The organism is Streptomyces hesseae, from assembly GCF_031845785.1.
Classification (GTDB): Bacteria; Actinomycetota; Actinomycetes; order Streptomycetales; family Streptomycetaceae; genus Streptomyces; species Streptomyces hesseae.
Genome location: NZ_JAVRFI010000032.1, coordinates 18,475 through 37,789, shown reverse-complemented (window position 1 = coordinate 37,789; position 19,315 = coordinate 18,475). Strand labels below are relative to the sequence as shown.

Sequence of the window (19,315 nt, the reverse complement as noted above, 5' to 3'; positions counted from 1 at the left end):
CGCTGGGGTACCAGGACTCGAACCTAGACTAAGGGAACCAGAAACCCTCGTGCTGCCAATTACACCATACCCCATGGTGGTTTTACCCAGTACCCCCGACCGGATTCGAACCGGCGCTACCGCCTTGAGAGGGCGGCGTGCTAGGCCGCTACACAACGGGGGCCCTAGCGACTCCTGTCCGGGTTTCCCCTTCCAGGAATCAGTACCCCCGACCGGATTCGAACCGGCGCTACCGCCTTGAGAGGGCGGCGTGCTAGGCCGCTACACAACGGGGGCCCTAGCGACTCCTGTCCGGGATTGCCCTTCCAGGAATCAGTACCCCCGACCGGATTCGAACCGGCGCTACCGCCTTGAGAGGGCGGCGTGCTAGGCCGCTACACAACGGGGGCTCGCACTGCGCTTCTGCTTATTCACTCGCTCCCCACCTTATCAGTGGTTTTCGAGAGAATTTCGAAGAAAGAATTCTCAGAATTCAGAATTCTTTGCTGGGGTACCAGGACTCGAACCTAGACTAAGGGAACCAGAAACCCTCGTGCTGCCAATTACACCATACCCCACCGTAACTCCACCCCTCGGAAGGGGTCTTGTTCGGCTTGCGCCGTCCGCTCCGGCCTCTCGGCCCTCTCGGGCGGCGCAGGAAGAACATTACCCGAAGGTGGACTGGGGTCCAAAATCGATAAGCCGCCTGGTGCCCGTGCGGCCGTACGTACCCCGTACGCGAGGGGCCCGGCACCCTTCGTCGAAGGCTGCCGGGCCCCTCGCGGCGGGGCGAACGGGCGTCAGCCGGCCAGCTTGGCCAGGGCAGCGTCCACGCGGGCCAGGGTGCGCTCGCGGCCCAGGATCTCAAGGGACTCGAAGAGCGGGAGGCCCACCGTGCGGCCCGTGACGGCCACGCGGACGGGCGCCTGGGCCTTGCCGAGCTTCAGGCCGTGCTCCTCGCCCGCAGCGACGACGGCGGCCTTGAGGGCGTCCGTGTTCCACTCCGCCTCGGCCAGCTTCTCGCGGGCCGTGCGCAGCAGGGCGTCCGAGCCCTCCTTCATGGCCTTGGTCCAGGACGCCTCGTCCTCGACGGGCTCGTCCAGGAAGAGGAAGTCGACGTTGGCCGTGATGTCCGAGAGGACGGTCAGCCGGGTCTGGGCGTGCGGGGCGATGGCCTCCCAGGCCGCCCGGTCGAAGTTCTCGGGGGCCCAGTTGGCGTGCGGCGCGTTCAGCCAGGGCTCACAGGCCTCGGCGAACGCCTTCACGTCGAGGCGGCGGATGTGGTCGGCGTTGATCGCCTCGCACTTCTTGAGGTCGAAGCGCGCCGGGTTGGCGTTGACGTCCTCGATGTCGAACGCGGCGACCATCTCGTCCATCGTGAAGATGTCCTGGTCGGCCGAGAGGGACCAGCCGAGCAGCGAGAGGTAGTTGAGCAGGCCCTCGCGGAGGAAGCCGCGCTCCCGGTAGAGGTTGAGGGAGGCCTGCGGGTCGCGCTTGGAGAGCTTCTTGTTGCCCTCGCCCATCACATACGGCAGGTGGCCGAAGGACGGGGTGGTGCCGTTGCCGACGCCGATCTCGGCGAGCGCCTTGTAGAGGGCGATCTGGCGCGGGGTGGAGGACAGCAGGTCCTCGCCGCGCAGCACGTGCGTGATCTCCATCAGCGCGTCGTCGACGGGGTTGACGAGCGTGTAGAGGGGGGCGCCGTTGGCGCGGACGATGCCGTAGTCCGGAACGTTCTCCGGGGTGAAGGTCAGCTCGCCGCGCACCAGGTCGTTGAAGGTGATCGGCTCGTCGGGCATCCGGAAGCGGACGATGGGCTCGCGGCCCTCGCGCTCGTACGCCTCCTTCTGCCCGGCCGTCAGCTCGCGGCAGGTGCCGTCGTAGCCGGAGGGCTTGCCGGCGGCGCGGGCGGCCTCGCGGCGGGCGTCCAGCTCCTCGGTGGTGCAGTAGCAGTGGTACGCGTGGCCGGCGTCGAGCAGCTTCTTCGCGACGTCCTTGTAGAGGTCCATGCGCTGCGACTGGCGGTACGGCGCGTGGGGGCCGCCCACCTCGGGGCCCTCGTCCCAGTCGAGGCCCAGCCAGCGCATGGCGTCGAGCAGCTGCTGGTACGACTCCTCCGAGTCGCGCGCCGCGTCGGTGTCCTCGATGCGGAAGACCAGGGTGCCGCCGTGGTGGCGGGCGAACGCCCAGTTGAAGAGGGCGGTGCGGACCAGGCCCACGTGGGGGTTGCCGGTCGGCGAGGGACAGAAACGTACGCGGACGTTCGCGTTAGCCACGCTTGATCACCTTGTTGGTGAGAGTGCCGATGCCTTCGATGGTGACGGCGACCTCGTCGCCGACGTTGAGCGGTCCGACTCCGGCCGGGGTGCCCGTGAGGACGACGTCGCCGGGGAGCAGCGTCATCGCCTCGGTGATGTGGACGATCAGGTCCTCGATGGAGCGGACCATGTCGCTCGTGCGGCCCAGCTGGCGCTGCTGGCCGTTGACCGTGCACATGATCCCGAGGTCGCTCGGGTCGAGCTCGGTCTCGACCCAGGGGCCGAGCGGGCAGGAGGTGTCGAAGCCCTTGGCCCGGGCCCACTGCTTCTCGCGCTCCTGGACGTCGCGCGCGGTGATGTCGTTGGCGCAGGTGTAGCCGAGGATGACGTCCTTGACGCGCTCCCGCGGGACCTCCCGGCACATGCGGCCGATGACGACGGCGAGCTCGGCCTCGTGGTGGACCTCGCTGGAGAAGGAGGGGTAGGCGATGGCGTCGCCGGGGCCGATGACGGCCGTCGAGGGCTTGAAGAAGGTCAGGGGCGCCTCGGGGACCGCGTTGCCCAGCTCCGCGGCGTGCTCGGCGTAGTTGCGGCCTACGGCGACGACCTTGTTGGGCAGGACGGGCGGCAGCAGCCGCACCTTGCTCAGCGGGATCTTCTGCCCAGAGCGCTCGAATTCCGCGAAGGGGTGCCCCTTGATGATGTCGAGAACAGGGCCGCCTTCAGTGGAGGCGTCCCCCTCGACGACGCCGAAAGCGACGTTTCCGTCGATGGAGAACCTGGCGATGCGCACGGGAAGCTTCTTCCCCTTTGTGTCGTGATGAGCCGGAGTCTGACGCCCCAGGCTATCGCGGGGGGCGTGCGCGTCCCGTGCGCCGCCGTGGTCCGGGCGGGGTCAGCCGCCGGACGGGGTCACTCGGCGGGGACGGCCATCACGGGCGCGGTCATCAGGACCGTGCGGCGCGGGTTGGCGGTGACGGCGGGGAGCTCCAGGACGTGCTCGCGGCGGTCGCCGTCGGAGACGCGCAGCGACTCGGCGTCCGCCAGGTGCGCGAGCGTGGTGCGACGGGGGTTGGCGGTCTTCAGGGACGGACGCGCCGACGGTGCGGTCTTCACTTGGGGGCCTCGCGTTATCGATCTCTGGGGCGTTGACTGGACGTTTTCGCCGCCTGTGCAAAGGACCAGGCTACGGCGCGCCTATCCCCAGGCGCTGGCCGGACAAGTCATGAGCTCCTTGTGAGTTTGCTCACGAAGCAACCGAAAAATACGGCATAGCGGACAGCGGTTTCGCCCCCACGAAACGGACATTGCCGTGCTGAACCTGACGTTCCGCTCCTGATCATGGCGACTGGGACAGCCGGACCCTTCCGAGGTCAGCCGTATGACTCATGGCAATAAGTCCGACATAAAGGGCGCAATCTTCTACGATCCGTCACCGCTCCCCCCACCCTGGGTCACGGACTGTGCCACCCGCCCCACCGGCCTTGTTGGGAGATCCGGCACTGTGCTGGAATTCCGGGGACCGCCAGGGGGGCACCGCGGTCCCCCCACGACTCGACACCGTCCCTCCGCTCACCCGGCGGGACGCCTGGTCCAGAGGTTGCGACGCTAGTGCAGGGACGTTTCAAGAGGGATGGCAGCGCTGCGGCGGAGCAGGAGCCGCGCGGTGCGACCGACCGCGGCACGCCCGCCGGCACGCCGGTCGACACGGCGAACGGCGGCGATGCCGCCGAACAGCCGAAGAAGGATGGGCCCACGGGGCCGGGCTCACGAATAGCCCTGCGCAACTGGCGAATCAGCACCCGTCTGATCTCGCTGCTCGCCCTTCCCGTCGTCGCGGCGACCACGCTGGGCGCCCTGCGTATCGACGACGCTCTCATCAACGTCGACCAGCTCGACCACATGAAGCTCCTCACGGAGATGACGGGCAAGGCGACCCAGCTCGCCGACGCCCTCCAGGAGGAGCGCGACCGGTCGGCCGGCCCGATCGTCAGCAACAACGCCAAGGACGACCAGATCGTCGCGACGCGGCTGAAGGCCGACCGGGCCATCGACGCGTTCAAGAGCACGACCGCGAAGGTCAAGCCGAACGACCCGACGATGACCGGTGTCCGCACCACCCTTGTCGACATCAGCAAGCAGCTCGACAAGATCAAGGCCATTCGCGGCACCGCGTACCAGGACGCGTCCATCTCGCAGACGGTCAACAACTACAACGCGCTGATCACCTCGCTGCTGTCGCTGTCCCAGGACATGGCCCAGGCCACCAGCAACAGCGACATGATCACCTCGACCCGTGCGCTGGCGTCGTTCTCCTCCGCCAAGGAGTACGCCTCCATCCAGCGAGCGGTCCTCAGCGCCGCGCTCGCCAACCCCAAGGGCGCGGGCCTGTCGGCCAACGACCACCTCTACGGCAAGACGGCGCTGGACAACGAGGAAGAGTCCCTGCGTCGCTTCACCGCCATCCGCGCCGGTGACTCCGCCGACCTGCTGAAGGCCCTCAACGGTGGCGACACCAACGTCACCGCGGCCAACACGTTCGCCGAGCACGCCTTCGGCAACAACGCCGAGGCGCTGAAGGGCGAGAAGACCAGTTACCGCGACTGGTACGACCAGGACAGCGTCAAGCTCGAAGAGATGGCGAAGATCGAGCAGACGCTGCTGTCCGAGATGGACCAGAAGGCCCTGGAGCTTCGCGACGAGGCCAACCAGGAAGCCATCCTCAACGGTGCCCTCATCGTCCTCGTTCTGGGCATCTCCCTCGTCGGCGCCTTCGTCGTGGCCCGGTCCATGGTGCGGTCGCTGCGGCGACTCCAGGACACCGCCCAGAAGGTCGCCCAGGAGCGTCTGCCCGAGCTCGTCAAGCAGCTGTCCGAGACCGACCCGCAGGACGTCGACACGTCCGTGGAGTCCGTCGGTGTGCACAGCCGGGACGAGATCGGCCAGGTGGCCAAGGCCTTCGACCACGTGCACCAGGAGGCCGTCCGCCTCGCCGCCGAGCAGGCCCTGCTCCGTGGCAACGTCAACGCGATGTTCACCAACCTCTCGCGCCGAAGCCAGGGCCTCATCCAGCGTCAGCTGTCCCTGATCTCCGAGCTCGAGAGCCGCGAGGCCGACCCGGACCAGCTCTCCTCGCTGTTCCGCCTGGACCACCTCGCGACCCGTATGCGCCGTAACGGTGAGAACCTCCTCGTCCTCGCGGGTGAGGAGCCCGGCCGCCGGTGGACCCGGCCCGTGCCCCTCGTCGACGTCCTCCGCGCCGCCGCGTCCGAGGTGGAGCAGTACGAGCGCATCGAGCTCAGCGGCGTGCCGCCGACCGAGGTCGCCGGCCGCGTCGTCAACGACCTCGTCCACCTCCTCGCCGAGCTGCTGGAGAACGCGACGTCGTTCTCCTCCCCGCAGACCAAGGTCAAGGTCACCGGTCACGCCCTGCCCGACGGCCGGGTGCTGGTCGAGATCCACGACACCGGCATCGGCCTCTCGCCCGAGGACCTCGCGGCGATCAACGAGCGGCTGGCCTCCCCGCCCACCGTGGACGTCTCCGTCTCCCGGCGCATGGGTCTGTTCGTGGTCGGCCGTCTGTCCCTGCGACACGGCATCCGCATCCAGCTCCGCCCGTCCGACTCCGGCGGTACGACCGCGCTCGTCATGCTCCCGGTCGACGTCGCCCAGGGCCACAAGCAGCCGGCCCCCGGCACCCCGGGCGTGCCCGGTGGCGCCCCGGCCGCCGGTGCGGGCCAGCAGCGCCGCCAGGTGCCGCCGCCCGGCGGCGGCCCGCGCCCGGCGATCGTGCCGCGCGGCAACGGCGGCCCCGGTGGTCCCGGCGGCCCCAGCGGTGGTGCCGCCGCGGGCAGCCTCTTCGACACCTCTCCGCGCACCGGTGCCCCGGGCGCCGACGGCCGCCCCGCGCTGCCGCCGCGCGGCAACGGCGGTCCCGCCGCCGTGCCGCCCCCGGCCTCCGGTGGGCGTCCGCAGCTGCCGGCCCGTGGTGCCGCCGCCCCCGGTGACGCCGGGCGGCAGGCGCCGGGCTGGAGCACCGAGCAGCCCCCGGCCGCCGGTCCGGCCGCGCAGACGGGCCCCAAGAACGGTCTGTCGGGCCTGACCCGCAAGGGCAAGCCGAAGAAGGGCCCGGTCGACGACTGGCCGCTGTCCACCGACGGCGAGCGGCGCCCCGGCCAGGAGACCCCGCGCGGTCACGAGGACGTCGAGGCCACGGGCGGGTTCTCCGTGCCGGCCCCGAACGCCCCGCGCCCCGGCGGCGGCCCCGGCGACACCTCGCAGTTCCCGCCGGTCCCCGCGACGGACACGCCCCGTGGCGGCCGTCCGGACGGACACACCGGCCAGTTCCCCGCGCCGGCCGACGCCGGCCGGGCACCGGCCGCCGGTCCCGGTGACACCTCGCAGTTCGCCGCGCTCGACCCCTCGGGCCGGCCGCAGTCGGGCACGGGCCAGTTCGCGCTCCCGGGCGCCGGCGGACCCGGTGAGGCTCCGGGCAGCACGAGCGGCGAGTACGATCGCCCCGCCCCGGACGCCCTGGCGACCGGTGGCACCGGCCAGTTCCCGCAGCCGGCCGCCTCTCGCGAGGACCTGTCGGGCACGACCGGCCAGTACGCCCTGCCGGCCGCCGAGGACCCGCTGACCAGCACGACCGGTCAGTTCGAGCTGCCGGCCTCCGGTCCGTCCCCGCTCTTCGAGGAGCTGGAGTCGAACTGGTTCCGCGGCGAGACCCCGGCGGCGGGCGTGCCCGTCCAGCCGGCCGACTCCGCGCGGCCGCAGACCGAGCGGGGCGACGGAGCCTCCCAGGGCGCCTGGGACTCCCCCAATGACGAGCGCTGGCGCCGGGCCGAGGCGGTCCGGGAACCGGCGGCGGGCGGGACCACCACTTCGGGGCTGCCGCGGCGCGTGCCGCGCGCCAACCTCGTCGAGGGCACCGCCGAGCAGCAGTCCCCTTCGACGACCGGTCCGCAGGTCTCGCGCTCGCCCGACGACGTGCGCGGCCGGCTGACCAATCTCCGCCGGGGCATCCAGCAGGGACGTCAGGCCGGCAACGGCCCGGCCACCGGCAGTACCAATGTTGGCCCCACCTATCAGCAGGAGCGTTAGTTGAGTCCGATGAGCCAGGCGGCGCAGAATCTGAACTGGTTGATCACCAACTTCGTGGGCAACACCCCGGGGGTGTCCCACACCGTGGTGGTCTCCGCCGATGGACTCCTTCTGGCGATGTCCGAAGGGTTTCCGCGCGACCGTGCCGACCAGCTGGCGGCGGTGGCCTCCGGCCTGACCTCGCTGACGGCCGGCGCCTCCCGCATCTTCGAGGGCGGCCCGGTCAACCAGACCGTGGTGGAGATGGAGCGCGGCTTCCTCTTCATCATGTCGGTCTCCGACGGCTCCGCACTGGCGGTGCTGGCACACCCGGAGTGCGACATCGGCCTCGTGGGCTACGAGATGGCCCTCCTGGTGGACCGGGCGGGCAATGTGCTCACCCCCGAACTCCGGTCCGAACTCCAGGGAAGCCTGCTGAACTGACCACCGCACACCGCGATTTCCGTCCGACCGTACGGCCGAAAACCCCCCACCGGCCGCCACACGACGGCATCATTGCCATCCTGCTGTCCCGTCCGGAGGATTCATGACCCCGCCCGTCTCGCCCGGCCCGTACGGTGCTTCACACCACGCGCCGTACGGGGAAGAAGAAGACGACCAGCCGCTGATCCGCCCGTACGCCATGACGGGAGGCCGGACCCGGCCGCGCTACCAGCTCGCCATCGAGGCGCTGGTCAGCTCCACGGCCGACCCGGCGCACCTCGGCGGGCTGCTCCCCGAGCACCAGCGGATCTGCCACCTGTGCCGTGAGGTGAAGTCGGTCGCGGAGGTCTCCGCGCTGCTGAACATGCCGCTCGGTGTGGCCCGCATCCTGGTGGCGGACCTGGCGGAGGCCGGCATGGTGGCGATCCACCAGCCGGGCGGCGGGGAATCCGGCGGTACGCCGGATGTGACACTGCTCGAAAGGGTTCTCAGTGGACTTCGGAAGCTCTAGCGGAGGCGTCGGCCGCTCCACCACGTCCGCGAAGATCGTGGTGGCGGGCGGCTTCGGCGTCGGCAAGACCACATTCGTCGGAGCGGTCTCGGAGATCAGTCCGCTGCGCACCGAAGCCGTGATGACCTCCGCCTCGGCGGGGATCGACGACCTGAGCCACGTCCAGGACAAGACCACGACCACCGTGGCGATGGATTTCGGTCGAATCACCCTCGATGACGACCTGATCCTGTATCTGTTCGGTACGCCGGGTCAGGACCGTTTCTGGTTCATGTGGGACGACCTGGTCCGCGGCGCCATCGGCGCCGTCGTCCTGGTGGACACCCGCCGTCTCGCCGACTGCTTCCCCGCGGTCGACTACTTCGAGAACAGCGGTCTGCCTTTCGTCGTCGCCCTCAACGGCTTCGAGGGACATCAGCCCTACGGTCCCGAGGAGGTCCGTGAGGCCCTCCAGATCGGCCCGGACACGCCGATCATCACGACCGACGCGCGTCACCGGCACGAGGCGAAGAGCACTCTGATCACGCTCGTGGAGCACGCGCTGATGGCACGGCTGAAATAGCGCCGTCCCGGTACCCGGTTATGACGGTGCGTAAGTTGTGGCATTGACCACGCGCGCACTTCGGAGTTCATAACGTTTCGACAGAGAATCGGCCGGACGCGACCACTCGTCGCGTCCGGCCGATTGCGCTCCGCGCACGGCCCGCCCGCCATTTGGCGTGGCTCGGCCTTAATGCCCGTTTTATGTCGGGCAAATCGCGGCCTTCACGGGCTCTGTCCGTTGTTTGGATTGCACCTGTCCAACGTGCTGGAATTCCCGGACTGAGCAGTCACGGCTCAGCAGATGAACGGCACAGCATCAGGTGCCGACGCCGAGAGGTTGTTGGTCGAGTGAGGCGAAGAAAGACGGGCGCCGCGCAGCAGACGCGGGACGCGCGGGGCAACTTCACCCCGCCGTCGCGCACAGCGGTGCCGCCTTCCGACATGCCCGATTCCCCCGCCGAGCCCAAGGGCAGCGGCAGCAGATTCTCGCCCCGCAACTGGCGTGTGCCGGTGCGCCTGAACGCGATCCTCCTGATCCCGGTCCTGGTGGCCCTGGTCTTCGGCGGGCTCGATGTGAAGAGCCGCGTCGACACCTGGAGCGAGGCGGCGGACGCGGCGAACACCGCGCGTCTGGTGCGGGCGGCGGCCACCTATGCGCACGCCGTGATCGACGAGCGCGACATCAGCGCCAAGCCGCTGCTCGCGGGCGAGACCGACGACGCGAACGTCAAGAAGGCCCGGGCCGCGACGGACGACGCGCGCGCCGAGTTCGACACGGCCGTGAAGAAGATGCCGGACACCCCGAGCCTCAAGCGCCGTCTGAAGGCCGTGCGGGACGCCGAGCCGACGCTGCCCAAGCTGCGTTCGGCCGCGTACACGCCTGCCCTGGAAGGCGCGAAGACCGAGGACGGCTACGGCGCCATCCAGCGTCCCCTCATGGCCTTCACCAATGAGCTGGGCCTGGGCACCGGCAACGTCACCTCGTACGGCCGCATGGTCTACGCGGTCTCCCTGGCGAAGGCCGCCGAGTCGCTCCAGCGCTCCATCGGCGCCCATCTGCTGATCAAGCCCGGTGACGCCGCCAACCAGAAGACCCTCCAGACGGCCTTCTCCTCCTACAACTTCCTCGAGTACATCGCCCGCGGCGAGTACGAGCAGGGCGGCACCGACGACGACATCAAGCGTCTCCAGGCCGCGCTGACCACCGAGGCCCAGGTGGAGGAGCAGGACAAGATGGCCGCCGCCATCATGTCCGGCGCCACCCCGGCACAGCTGAAGGCCAAGGGCGTCACGCCCGACGCGTGGCTCCAGGCCTCCACCGCGAAGTTCAGCGCGTACCGCACGGTCGAGGAGCACCAGATCGACAAGGCCGTGGACGAGGCGGAGAGCATCGCCTCCCAGGCCACGCAGGACGCGATCGTCAACTCCTCGGTCATGGTCCTCGCCCTGCTGATCGCGTTCTTCGTCGCCGGCCGGATGGCCCGCTCGATGAGCCGCAACATGCGCAGGCTCCGCACCGCCGCCTTCGACGTGGCCGAGCAGCGCCTGCCGGCGCTGGTCGACCAGCTCTCGCGGACCGACCCCGGTCAGGTCGACACCCGGGTCGAGCCGATCCCGATCACCACCCGTGACGAGATCGGCGAGGTCGCCCGCGCCTTCGACCAGGTCCACCGCGAGGCCGTGCGACTCGCCGCCGAGCAGGCCGGCCTTCGGGGCAACGTCAACGCGATCTTCACCAACCTCTCGCGCCGCAACCAGAAGCTGATCGAGGGCCAGCTGGACCTCATCACCGACCTGGAGAACAACGAGGCCGACCCGGACCAGCTGGAGAACCTCTTCCGCCTGGACCACCTGGCCACCCGTATGCGGCGCAACGGCGAGAACCTCCTCATTCTCGCGGGCGAGGAGCCGGGCCGCCGCTGGGACCAGCCCATCCCGCTGGTGGACGTCCTGCGGGCCGCCACCTCCGAGGTGGAGGCCTACGAGCGCATCGAGCTCAGCGGGCTGCCCGAGGCCGAGATCCACGGCCGGGCCGTGACCGACCTCGTGCACCTCCTCGCGGAGCTGCTGGAGAACGCCACCTCGTTCTCCTCCCCGCACACCAAGGTGCGCGTCACCGCCACCCGTCTCCCCGACGGCCGGGTGATGGTCGAGATCCACGACAAGGGCATCGGCCTGACCGCCGAGGACTTCGCGGACATCAACCACCGGCTGGCCAACCCGCCGACCGTGGACGTCGCGATCGCCCAGCGCATGGGCCTGTTCGTGGTCGGCCGCCTGGCGGCACGCCACGACGTCCGCGTCCAGCTGCGCCCCTCGGGCGAGCAGGCGGGCACCACCTCGCTGGTGATGCTGCCGGACGTCATCACCCACGGTGGCGGTGGCGAGGACCAGGCCGAGGACGACTTCACGGTCTCCCAGATGATGCCCGAGCAGCATCAGCCGCAGGTCCAGCAGGCACCGGTGGGCCACGGCCCGACCGCGGCCGAGCTCGGCTTCGACGACTCCCTGGGCATGGACCCGGTGGGCCGTTCGCTGATGCGCGACCAGCGCCGCGCGACGCTGGGGCAGGCCGCCGAGAACCGTCCGCTCTTCCGCGACGAGGTGCCGCAGCAGCAGGGCTTCGAGCAGCCGGACCCGTTCGGGCAGCCCGAGGCGTTCCAGCAGCCCGAGGCGTTCCAGCAGCCGCAGCACGCGCAGCCGCAGGAGCCGATATCCATGGAGCCCCAGGCTCCGCGGCAGTTCGACGGGTCGGGCTACCCGGAATCCGCCTACGCGGATCCGGCGGCGCCGAACCAGCAGACCTACGGCGACACATACGCCCCGGATAACCATGGGCAGTGGACCGAGCCAGGTCCGTACCAGCATGAGTACGGACAGGGTTACGCAGCGGAACCGGAATCCCAGCCGTCCGCTGACACGGCCCAGCCGGAGCGCGTAGAGTTCGACCGTCCGGGCCCCGCCTCGAGCGGCTCCCCCTCGCTGACCGGGTCCGGTCTGCCGCGCCGCGACAAGCGGTGGCAGCAGGACGGGACGGGCGAGGAGGCCACGAGGGACGGCGGAGAACCGGAGCAGTACCGGCAGGAGGTCCCACCGCGCCCCGCGGAGGGCGACAACTCCGACTGGAAGTCGGCCAACGACGAGCGCTGGCAGCGTGCCGGACAGCTCAAGGAGCCGAAGGCCGGCGGCGTGACCCCCTCCGGTCTCCCCCGCCGGGTCCCCAAGGCCAATCTGGTCGAGGGCAAGGCGGAACAGACCACGCAGAGTGGCCCGCAGGTCTCCCGCGCCCCGGAGGACGTCCGCGGCAGGTTGGCCAACCTGCGCCGGGGCATCCAGCAGGGACGCGAACGCGGCACGGACTCCCCGGAGTACCCGGCGGACACCGCGCATCAGCAGCATCAGCAACACGACCAGGGCTTCGGCCCCGGCGGCACCTACGATCAGGAGCGTTAGTGTGAGCCCGATGAGCCAGGCGGCGCAGAACCTGAACTGGTTGATCACCAGTTTCGTGGACAACACCCCAGGGGTGTCCCACACCGTCGTGGTCTCCGCCGACGGACTCCTTCTGGCGATGTCCGAAGGGTTTCCGCGGGACCGCGCCGACCAGCTGGCGGCTGTCGCCTCCGGCCTGACCTCACTGACCGCCGGTGCCTCCCGCATCTTCGAGGGCGGCCCGGTCAACCAGACCGTGGTGGAGATGGAGCGCGGCTTCCTCTTCATCATGTCGGTCTCCGACGGCTCCGCGCTCGCGGTGCTGGCACACCCGGAGTGCGACATCGGCCTCGTGGGCTACGAGATGGCCCTCCTGGTGGACCGGGCGGGCAATGTGCTCACCCCCGAACTCCGGTCCGAACTCCAGGGAAGCCTTCTCAACTAATCAAGAGGCAGTGCGTTTCGCGCCACCGCGCCGTAGGGTGCGGTGGCGCGACCGGCAGCAGACAGGCAAGTTGGAGGAGGAAACGTGGCAACGCCCCCCGGCGGTTACCCGTACGGCAGTGACCAGCAGGCTCAACCCCCGTTGAACCGCTTCGACTTCCCCTCCTCGCCAAGCCACCGCGCCATGCCGGAGCAGCAGCGCGCCGCGCACGTACCGCCTCCGCCCCAGCAACACCGGCGCGCGTCGTCGTCCCCCTCGGGCGGCAAGCACAACCCGCTGGTCCGTCCCTATGCGATGACCGGCGGGCGGACCCGGCCGCGGTACCAGCTCGCCATCGAGGCGCTGGTGCACACCACGGCCCAGCCGTCCCAGCTCCAGGGGCAGTTGCCGGAACACCAGCGCATCTGCCATCTGTGCCGTGAGATCAAGTCGGTCGCCGAGATCTCGGCACTCCTCTCCATTCCGCTCGGCGTCGCCCGAATCCTCGTCGCCGACCTGGCGGAGGCCGGACTCGTCGCCATTCATCAGCCCGGCGGCGATGCGTCCGCCGGCGGTCAGCCTGACGTGACACTGCTCGAAAGGGTGCTCAGTGGACTTCGGAACCTCTAGCGGCGAGGCAGCCCGCTCCACCACCTCCGCGAAGATCGTCGTCGCGGGTGGCTTCGGCGTGGGCAAGACCACGTTCGTCGGCGCGGTCTCGGAGATCAACCCGCTGCGAACCGAAGCCGTGATGACCTCCGCCTCGGCGGGGATCGACGACCTGACCCACGCGCCGGACAAGACCACGACCACCGTGGCCATGGACTTCGGCCGTATCACCCTGGACCAGGACCTGATCCTCTACCTCTTCGGTACGCCGGGTCAGGACCGCTTCTGGTTCATGTGGGACGACCTGGTCCGCGGTGCCATCGGCGCCGTCGTCCTCGTCGACACCCGCCGTCTCGCCGACTGCTTCCCCGCGGTCGACTACTTCGAGAACAGCGGTCTGCCCTTCGTCATCGCCCTCAACGGCTTCGACGGGCACCAGCCGTACACCCCGGAGGAGGTCCGCGAGGCCCTCCAGATCGGTCCGGACGCGCCGATCATCATCACGGACGCCCGGCACCGCAACGAGGCCAAGAGCGCCCTCATCACGCTCGTCGAGCACGCGCTGATGGCGCGGCTCCGCTAGTTCGGATGCGAAGAGGTCCCCGCACTCCTCGGGAGTGCGGGGACCTCTTCGCTTTCCCGGCACTGCGGCACCACGGCACCGCTCACGGAACGCGTAGGGCCCCTCACCGGTCAGTGAGGGGCCCTACGTCGCGTTTTGCGCGTGTTCGTCGTCAGCCCTGCCAGCTGTGCGGCGCTCTGAAGCCGGAGCTGCGCTCCAGGCGGCGCCAGGGGGCCGTGCTGCGGCGGGGACGGACGGGGGCGGCGGCGTTGTTGCCGGCGGCGGCACGGGCGAGGAGGACGGCGGTGACGGCCGCCAGTTCCTCGGCGTCGGCCGTGCCCTTCTCGACGCGTACGAGCGTGTCGTTCATGCGAATGTCTCCGATTGCTGAAGTACGGGACGGCTTACTGGGGCGGGTTGCCGTGCTTGCGCGCCGGCAGGTCCGCGTGCTTGTTCGCGAGCATCGCCAGCGACCGGATCAGCACCGACCGGGTCTCGACGGGGTCGATCACGTCGTCGACCAGGCCGCGCTCGGCCGCGTAGTACGGGTGCATGAGCTCGGCCTTGTACTCCTTGACCATGCGGGCGCGCATGGCCTCGGGGTCGTCCGCCTCCGCGATCTGCTTGCGGAAGATGACGTTGGCCGCGCCCTCGGCGCCCATGACCGCGATCTCGTTCGTGGGCCAGGCGTAGGTGAGGTCCGCGCCGATCGACTGCGAGTCCATCACGATGTACGCACCGCCGTAGGCCTTGCGCAGGATCACCGAGATCCTGGGCACGGTGGCGTTGCAGTAGGCGTACAGCAGCTTCGCACCGTGCCGGATGATTCCACCGTGCTCCTGATCCACGCCCGGAAGGAAACCGGGTACGTCCAAAAGAGTGATGATCGGGATGTTGAAGGCATCGCACATCTGGATGAACCGTGCGGCCTTCTCCGACGCCTCGATGTCGAGGACGCCCGCGAGGGACTGCGGCTGGTTGGCGACGATGCCGACGACCCGGCCGTCCAGCCGGGACAGAGCGCAGATGATGTTGGTCGCCCAGCGCTCGTGGATCTCGAGGTACTCGCCGTCGTCGACGATCTCCTCGATCACCTTGCGCATGTCGTACGGGCGGTTGCCGTCGGCGGGGACCAGGTCCAGCAGGGCGTCGCCGAGCCGGTCGGCGGGGTCCTCGCTCTCCACGCGGGGCGGGTTCTCGCGGTTGTTCTGCGGGAGCAGCGAGAGGAGGTAGCGGACCTCCTCCAGGCAGGTCTCCTCGTCGTCGTAGGCGAAGTGGGCCACGCCGGAGGTCTCGGCGTGGACGTCCGCGCCGCCGAGGCCGTTCTGGGTGATCTCCTCGCCGGTGACCGCGCGCACGACGTCGGGACCGGTGATGAACATCTGGGAGGTGTCGCGGACCATGAAGACGAAGTCCGTGAGCGCCGGGGAGTAGGCGGCGCCGCCCGCGCAGGGGCCGAGCATCACGCTTATCTGCGGGATGACGCCGGAGGCCTTGGTGTTGCGCTGGAAGATGCCGCCGTAGCCGGCGAGGGCGGAGACGCCCTCCTGGATACGGGCGCCGGCGCCGTCGTTCAGGGAGACCAGCGGGGCACCGGCCGCGATGGCCTTGTCCATGATCTTGTGGATCTTGGTGGCGTGGGCCTCGCCCAGCGCGCCGCCGAAGATCCGGAAGTCGTGCGCGTAGACGAACACCGTCCGGCCGTGCACGGTTCCCCACCCGGTGATCACACCATCGGTGTACGGGCGCTTGGCCTCCAGCCCGAACCCGGTGGCGCGGTGCCGCCGCAGCGGCTCCACCTCGGTGAAGGAGCCCTCGTCGAGCAGGAGTTCAATGCGCTCGCGGGCGGTCAGCTTCCCCTTGGCCTTCTGCGCCTGGGTCGCCCGCTCGCTCGGACCTCGCCGGACCTGCTCGCGGATGGCGTGCAGCTCGGCGACGCGCCCACGGACGTCACTCGCCTCTACGGGCGCACCTTCGAGATTGCTCATGGAAAGACGGTACGTGGCGGGCCGCCCGGAACATCATGTCGGTTCCACACAACGTCGCGCGTGTTTTCGTGGGCAGGCGGCACAGAACGCCGCAGGGGTCTTATCAGCTCCCCTGGCGCGAGGACGGGTCCCACGCTGTGAACACCCCACAAATATGGCCCGGCCCTACCGTCATCCGGGTGTCTTGACCAGGGATCTTCACCCGGACCGGCGGGCGGGCCGGAGCGCCAGCCGGCAGCCGTGCGGGGCGCAGGCGGTGCCCGGCCGGATCCTCAGCCGCACCAGGGGCCCCGTTTCCAGCACCTCCACGGTGGGGTCATGGGATGTGACGTTCCTCACAGGGTAATGCCATATGAGCTCGATGGGGTCGCCGGTGCGCAGCGGGCCCGCGAGGTGAAGGGTCGCGGTGGGGCCATTGTGGCGCAGAAGTACGGAGGCGGGGGCGTCGGCGGTGAGGGGGCCGGCGGTGCCGGGGGCCCAGAAGTTGGCGGCGGTCAGGCCGAGGGAGGGGACGTGGACGGCCTGGAGGTCCCGGGTGTTGGCGAGGACGGTGAGCCAGCCGGTGTCGGCGGCGCGGTCGGCGAGGGCGCCGGGGCCCGCGCCGGGCATCAGGAGGTGGACGTGGCAGGCGTCCTCGGGGTCGATGCCATGGGGCCGTAGGAGGGTGAGGTAGCGCCGGGTGAGGGGGGCGGGCGAGCCGTCGGCGTTGATGTCGCGCCAGGCTCCGGTGCGGGCCTCGCGCAGGGCCGTGAGCGGGGCCCCGCCGGGGAAGACATAGCCGCCGTGCCCGGCGAGGTGGGCCCAGTGGGCCCGGTCGAAGGACTCGGTCCAGCCGTCGTGGGCGGGCCGGGTCTCGCCGTCCACGGTGAGGGCGGGGGTGCCGGTGGTGCCGAGGTTGCGGTTGTCGACGACGGTCTCGACGTCGGTGCCGTCCCGGGCGGTGATCCCGGCGCCGAGGCAGATGACGGCGTCGTCCACGCAGAACCAGGACTTACGGGCCTCCAAAGTGGAGCCGAGCCCTTTGAGGTGCTGCCCGACGGCCGCGTACTCCCCGTCGGTGACGCCGCCGACCCAGCGCGCCGCCGGTCTGGGGGCGCCCCAGCCGCCGCCCTGGTTGTCGGCGAGGGGGACGGCCGAGACGGTGGTGCCGGGCAGCCGGTAGGGGTCGACGGTGGGCCAGAAGGCGTCGGTGTACTGATCGCCGGTGTGCCGGCCGCCGGTGTCCTGGCCGCCGCCGTGGCCGGTGGCCCACCAGGTGAGCATTCCGGCGCCGGTGTGCCAGCCGCGCGGGTTCTCGCCGTTGCCGTTCTCGTAGTGGGTGACGCGGTCGGAGGCCATGGCGATGGCGGCGGCCCAGCCGGGGCGGCGGTGGACGGCCCGGTCCATGGCGGGGAAGAGCCGGTGGCCCACGGGCTCGGGCGCGGTGGGGGCGGGTCCGGCGGCGATCGCGGCGAGTCGGGCGAGGTCGGCGACGCCGAACTGGGGGTCGGTGAGCACCGGGCTGGTGGTGTCCCGGGCGATCCAGCCCTTGACCATGCCGTGCCATCGCTCCCGCTCGGCCGGGCTCGCGCCCGTCGCGAGCAGGGCGATGGCGGCCATGAGGGCGTGGCCGCGCTGGTGGTCGCTCTGGACGGGCCCGTCCGGGTCGGCCGCGCGGACGCCCCTGCTGATGGCGCGGCCGGAGACGCAGTCCATCACCAGTCCATCGTGGATCAGTGGCGCGAAGGCGTTCTCCACGCTGTCGTGGATGATCCGCCGGTTGGGGTCGGTGACCTCCCAGCGCGAGCCGCGCAGCAGGGCGAAGAGCCGGCCGAGCCCGTCGAGGAGCACACAGCCGTAGGTGCCGGAGTAGGCGACCCAGGTGTGCTGGATGAACGAGCCGTCGGCGTAGAGCCCGTCCCCCTTGAGGACGTGGGGGAAGACCGGGGAGAGGGCATCGCGGGCCCGGGCGACCTTGGCGGCGTCCTCCCCCAGGACGCCCCGCAGGGCCACGATCCGGCACAGGTCGACGCGGTTGGCGCCGGTGCTGGTGCCCGTGTAGGGGCCGATCGCCGAGTCGGGGACGAAGTGGTCGACGGCGGCCAGCAGCCGGGCGCGCCGGTCCGGGCCCACCGCGTCGTGGAGGAGGGCGGCGGTGTCCAGCAGCAGCCGGGGGCTGCCGATCTGCCACTCCCACCAGTTCCCGTAGCGGACGGTCCCCGGGTGGTAGACGCGCTCGTGAAGGTGGTCCAGCCCGGCGAGGACGTCGGCGGCGAGACCGGGGTCCCCGGTGAGGCCCGTGCCGGGCTGGGCGTGGGCCTGGGCCATGGTGAACAGCCGGGCGTAGCTGAGGGTGATCCCGGCGGGCGGGTCGAAGGGGGCGTCGGGCCAGAGCGAGCCGGCGGCGGGGCGCATGCTCGCGCGATGGGCGCGGGCCTGGTCCCCGGTGCGGCGCAGGACGGTGGCGTAGGGCTCGGCGGCGGGGTCGAAGCCGGTGCCGAGCGTCAGCTCGCGCCAGCGGCGGCGCGGCCCGGCGAAGTCGTCGCCGCCGGGGACGGTGGCGGGGGCGGGTCCGGCGACGGCGGCCTCGGGGAGCGCGGCGCCCAGTCCGAGGGCGCCGAGGGCGGAGGCGGCGAGGAAGCCGCGGCGGGTCCATGCGGGGGTGGACGACGGCACGGCGCACACGGTGGCACGGGGGCGCGTGGGAGGCAATGAGGCCTCCGTGGACACCGGCCGGAAATCCCTCCGAGAAATCCCCCCGGGCAACATGTTGAAAGTTGAACCAGATAGGTCTATCGTCAATCTTGTTCAACGTTCAACCATGTTGGTTGATCCCCTTCCCGCCATCTCACTCCCAGGAGCAGTCATGGGCCTCTTCACCCGCAAGCGCGACACCGCCACCGCCCCCATCGCCGCGACCCCCACCGCCGTCCTCGACGCGGACCCGGCGCTCGCCGCGCTGACCGGCGACTACACCATCGACCCGGCCCACAGCAGCATCGGCTTCACCGTGCGCCACGCGATGGTCACCAACGTCAAGGGCTCCTTCCTCCAGCACGAGGGCACCCTCCACCTCGACGGTTCCGACCCCTCCCGTTCCACCGCCGCCATCGACGTCAGGATCGACAGCGTCGACACCGGCATCAAGGACCGCGACGCCCACCTGCTGAGCGGCGACTTCTTCGACGCCGGGACGTTCCCCCTGATGACCTTCCGCTCCACCGCCGCCGAGCGCGTCGGCGGCGACCGCTACCGCCTCACCGGCGACCTCACCATCAAGGACGTCACCCGGCCCCTCTCCCTCGACCTGGAGTTCAACGGCGCGGCCACGGACGTCTACGGCAGCGAGCGCGTCGGCTTCGAGGGCAGCGCCGAGATCCTGCGCTCCGACTGGGGCCTGACCTGGAACGCGGCCCTGGAGGCCGGCGGTGTGATGGTCAGCGACAAGGTGAAGCTGACCTTCGACATCTCCGCGGTGAAGACCGCCGCCGCCCAGGCCTGACC

At 70.5% G+C, this 19,315-nt stretch carries 15 protein-coding genes and 5 tRNA genes; 9 read left to right on the top strand and 11 right to left on the bottom strand.

Translation table 11 applies throughout. The features are described from left to right. Positions 1–2 precede the first annotated feature (2 nt). From RM609_RS31335 to RM609_RS31300, 8 genes are all read right to left on the bottom strand, one after another. Positions 3–74 (bottom strand) — tRNA-Gln (locus tag RM609_RS31335). Positions 75–90: 16 nt separating this feature from the next. After that, positions 91–163: transfer RNA gene (locus tag RM609_RS31330), tRNA-Glu, on the bottom strand. 40 nt (positions 164–203) lie between these two features. Further along, a tRNA-Glu gene (locus RM609_RS31325) sits at positions 204–276 on the bottom strand. 40 nt (positions 277–316) lie between these two features. Further along, positions 317–389: transfer RNA gene (locus RM609_RS31320), tRNA-Glu, on the bottom strand. A 96-nt stretch (positions 390–485) separates the two neighbouring features. After that, positions 486–557 (bottom strand) — tRNA-Gln (locus RM609_RS31315). 222 nt (positions 558–779) lie between these two features. Continuing rightward, a complete protein-coding gene (gene gltX / locus RM609_RS31310; protein ID WP_311615507.1) occupies positions 780–2,255 on the bottom strand; it encodes a glutamate--tRNA ligase in 1,476 nt (491 codons plus the stop codon). Next, entirely contained in the window at positions 2,248–3,030 is a 783-nt protein-coding gene (locus RM609_RS31305) for a fumarylacetoacetate hydrolase family protein (protein WP_311615506.1), read from the bottom strand. Before RM609_RS31305 ends, gltX begins: the two co-directional genes overlap by 8 nt. A gap of 119 nt (positions 3,031–3,149) precedes the next feature. Next, on the bottom strand, positions 3,150–3,353 hold the full coding sequence (locus tag RM609_RS31300; protein ID WP_311615504.1) for a hypothetical protein: 204 nt from the start codon (positions 3,351–3,353) through the stop codon (positions 3,150–3,152). Between the two features lie 495 nt (positions 3,354–3,848). Here RM609_RS31300 and RM609_RS31295 point away from each other — a divergent pair, with 495 nt between their 5' ends. The 8 genes from RM609_RS31295 to RM609_RS31260 all read left to right on the top strand — a co-directional run bounded on the left by RM609_RS31295 (position 3,849) and on the right by RM609_RS31260 (position 13,865). Continuing rightward, positions 3,849–7,340 carry a sensor histidine kinase gene (locus RM609_RS31295; protein ID WP_311615501.1) on the top strand — a complete coding sequence of 1,164 codons (3,492 nt, stop codon included), beginning with the start codon at positions 3,849–3,851 and terminating at the stop codon, positions 7,338–7,340. Between the two features lie 9 nt (positions 7,341–7,349). Further along, positions 7,350–7,763 (top strand): roadblock/LC7 domain-containing protein, encoded by a 414-nt coding sequence (locus RM609_RS31290; protein WP_126918237.1) that lies wholly within the window; start codon positions 7,350–7,352, stop codon positions 7,761–7,763. Positions 7,764–7,866: 103 nt separating this feature from the next. After that, a complete protein-coding gene (locus RM609_RS31285; RefSeq protein ID WP_126916258.1) occupies positions 7,867–8,274 on the top strand; it encodes a DUF742 domain-containing protein in 408 nt (135 codons plus the stop codon). Next, positions 8,255–8,836: a GTP-binding protein gene (locus RM609_RS31280; protein ID WP_311615498.1), complete on the top strand. Its 582-nt coding sequence runs from the start codon at positions 8,255–8,257 to the stop codon at positions 8,834–8,836. The genes RM609_RS31285 and RM609_RS31280 overlap by 20 nt, the downstream gene beginning before the upstream one ends. A gap of 329 nt (positions 8,837–9,165) precedes the next feature. Then, on the top strand, positions 9,166–12,270 hold the full coding sequence (locus tag RM609_RS31275) for a sensor histidine kinase (RefSeq protein ID WP_438828582.1): 3,105 nt from the start codon (positions 9,166–9,168) through the stop codon (positions 12,268–12,270). 10 nt (positions 12,271–12,280) lie between these two features. Next, positions 12,281–12,694, top strand: a complete 414-nt coding sequence (locus tag RM609_RS31270; protein ID WP_126918236.1) for a roadblock/LC7 domain-containing protein — start codon at positions 12,281–12,283, stop codon at positions 12,692–12,694. Between the two features lie 84 nt (positions 12,695–12,778). Then, positions 12,779–13,303, top strand: coding sequence for a DUF742 domain-containing protein (locus RM609_RS31265; protein ID WP_311615496.1), 525 nt, complete (start codon positions 12,779–12,781; stop codon positions 13,301–13,303). Further along, positions 13,284–13,865, top strand: a complete 582-nt coding sequence (locus RM609_RS31260; RefSeq protein WP_311615495.1) for a GTP-binding protein — start codon at positions 13,284–13,286, stop codon at positions 13,863–13,865. Before RM609_RS31265 ends, RM609_RS31260 begins: the two co-directional genes overlap by 20 nt. 151 nt (positions 13,866–14,016) lie before the next feature. On the opposite strand, the gene RM609_RS31255 is transcribed toward RM609_RS31260, so the two are convergent. The 3 genes from RM609_RS31255 to RM609_RS31245 form a co-directional block, all read right to left on the bottom strand. Next, complete coding sequence (locus RM609_RS31255; protein ID WP_311615494.1) at positions 14,017–14,214, bottom strand: acyl-CoA carboxylase subunit epsilon; 198 nt, start codon at positions 14,212–14,214, stop codon at positions 14,017–14,019. Between the two features lie 34 nt (positions 14,215–14,248). Next, entirely contained in the window at positions 14,249–15,832 is a 1,584-nt protein-coding gene (locus RM609_RS31250) for an acyl-CoA carboxylase subunit beta (protein ID WP_311615493.1), read from the bottom strand. Positions 15,833–16,030: 198 nt separating this feature from the next. Beyond that, on the bottom strand, positions 16,031–18,580 hold the full coding sequence (locus RM609_RS31245; protein WP_438828581.1) for a polysaccharide lyase 8 family protein: 2,550 nt from the start codon (positions 18,578–18,580) through the stop codon (positions 16,031–16,033). Positions 18,581–18,677: 97 nt separating this feature from the next. On the opposite strand from RM609_RS31245, the gene RM609_RS31240 reads away from it, so the two are divergent. Next, the gene (locus tag RM609_RS31240) at positions 18,678–19,313 is read left to right on the top strand and encodes a YceI family protein (RefSeq protein ID WP_311615491.1); all 636 of its coding nucleotides are present in this window, start codon (positions 18,678–18,680) and stop codon (positions 19,311–19,313) included. Positions 19,314–19,315: the final 2 nt, after the last annotated feature.

Bases quoted from the DNA above. Each gene is read 5' to 3' on its own strand.
- RM609_RS31290 (WP_126918237.1), top strand. From the start codon at position 7,350: ATGAGCCAGGCGGCGCAGAATCTGAACTGGTTGATCACCAACTTCGTG.
- RM609_RS31285 (WP_126916258.1), top strand. From the start codon at position 7,867: ATGACCCCGCCCGTCTCGCCCGGCCCGTACGGTGCTTCACACCACGCG.
- RM609_RS31270 (WP_126918236.1), top strand. From the start codon at position 12,281: ATGAGCCAGGCGGCGCAGAACCTGAACTGGTTGATCACCAGTTTCGTG.
- RM609_RS31255 (WP_311615494.1), bottom strand. From the start codon at position 14,214: ATGAACGACACGCTCGTACGCGTCGAGAAGGGCACGGCCGACGCCGAG.
- RM609_RS31250 (WP_311615493.1), bottom strand. From the start codon at position 15,832: ATGAGCAATCTCGAAGGTGCGCCCGTAGAGGCGAGTGACGTCCGTGGG.
- RM609_RS31245 (WP_438828581.1), bottom strand. From the start codon at position 18,580: ATGTTGCCCGGGGGGATTTCTCGGAGGGATTTCCGGCCGGTGTCCACG.
- RM609_RS31240 (WP_311615491.1), top strand. From the start codon at position 18,678: ATGGGCCTCTTCACCCGCAAGCGCGACACCGCCACCGCCCCCATCGCC.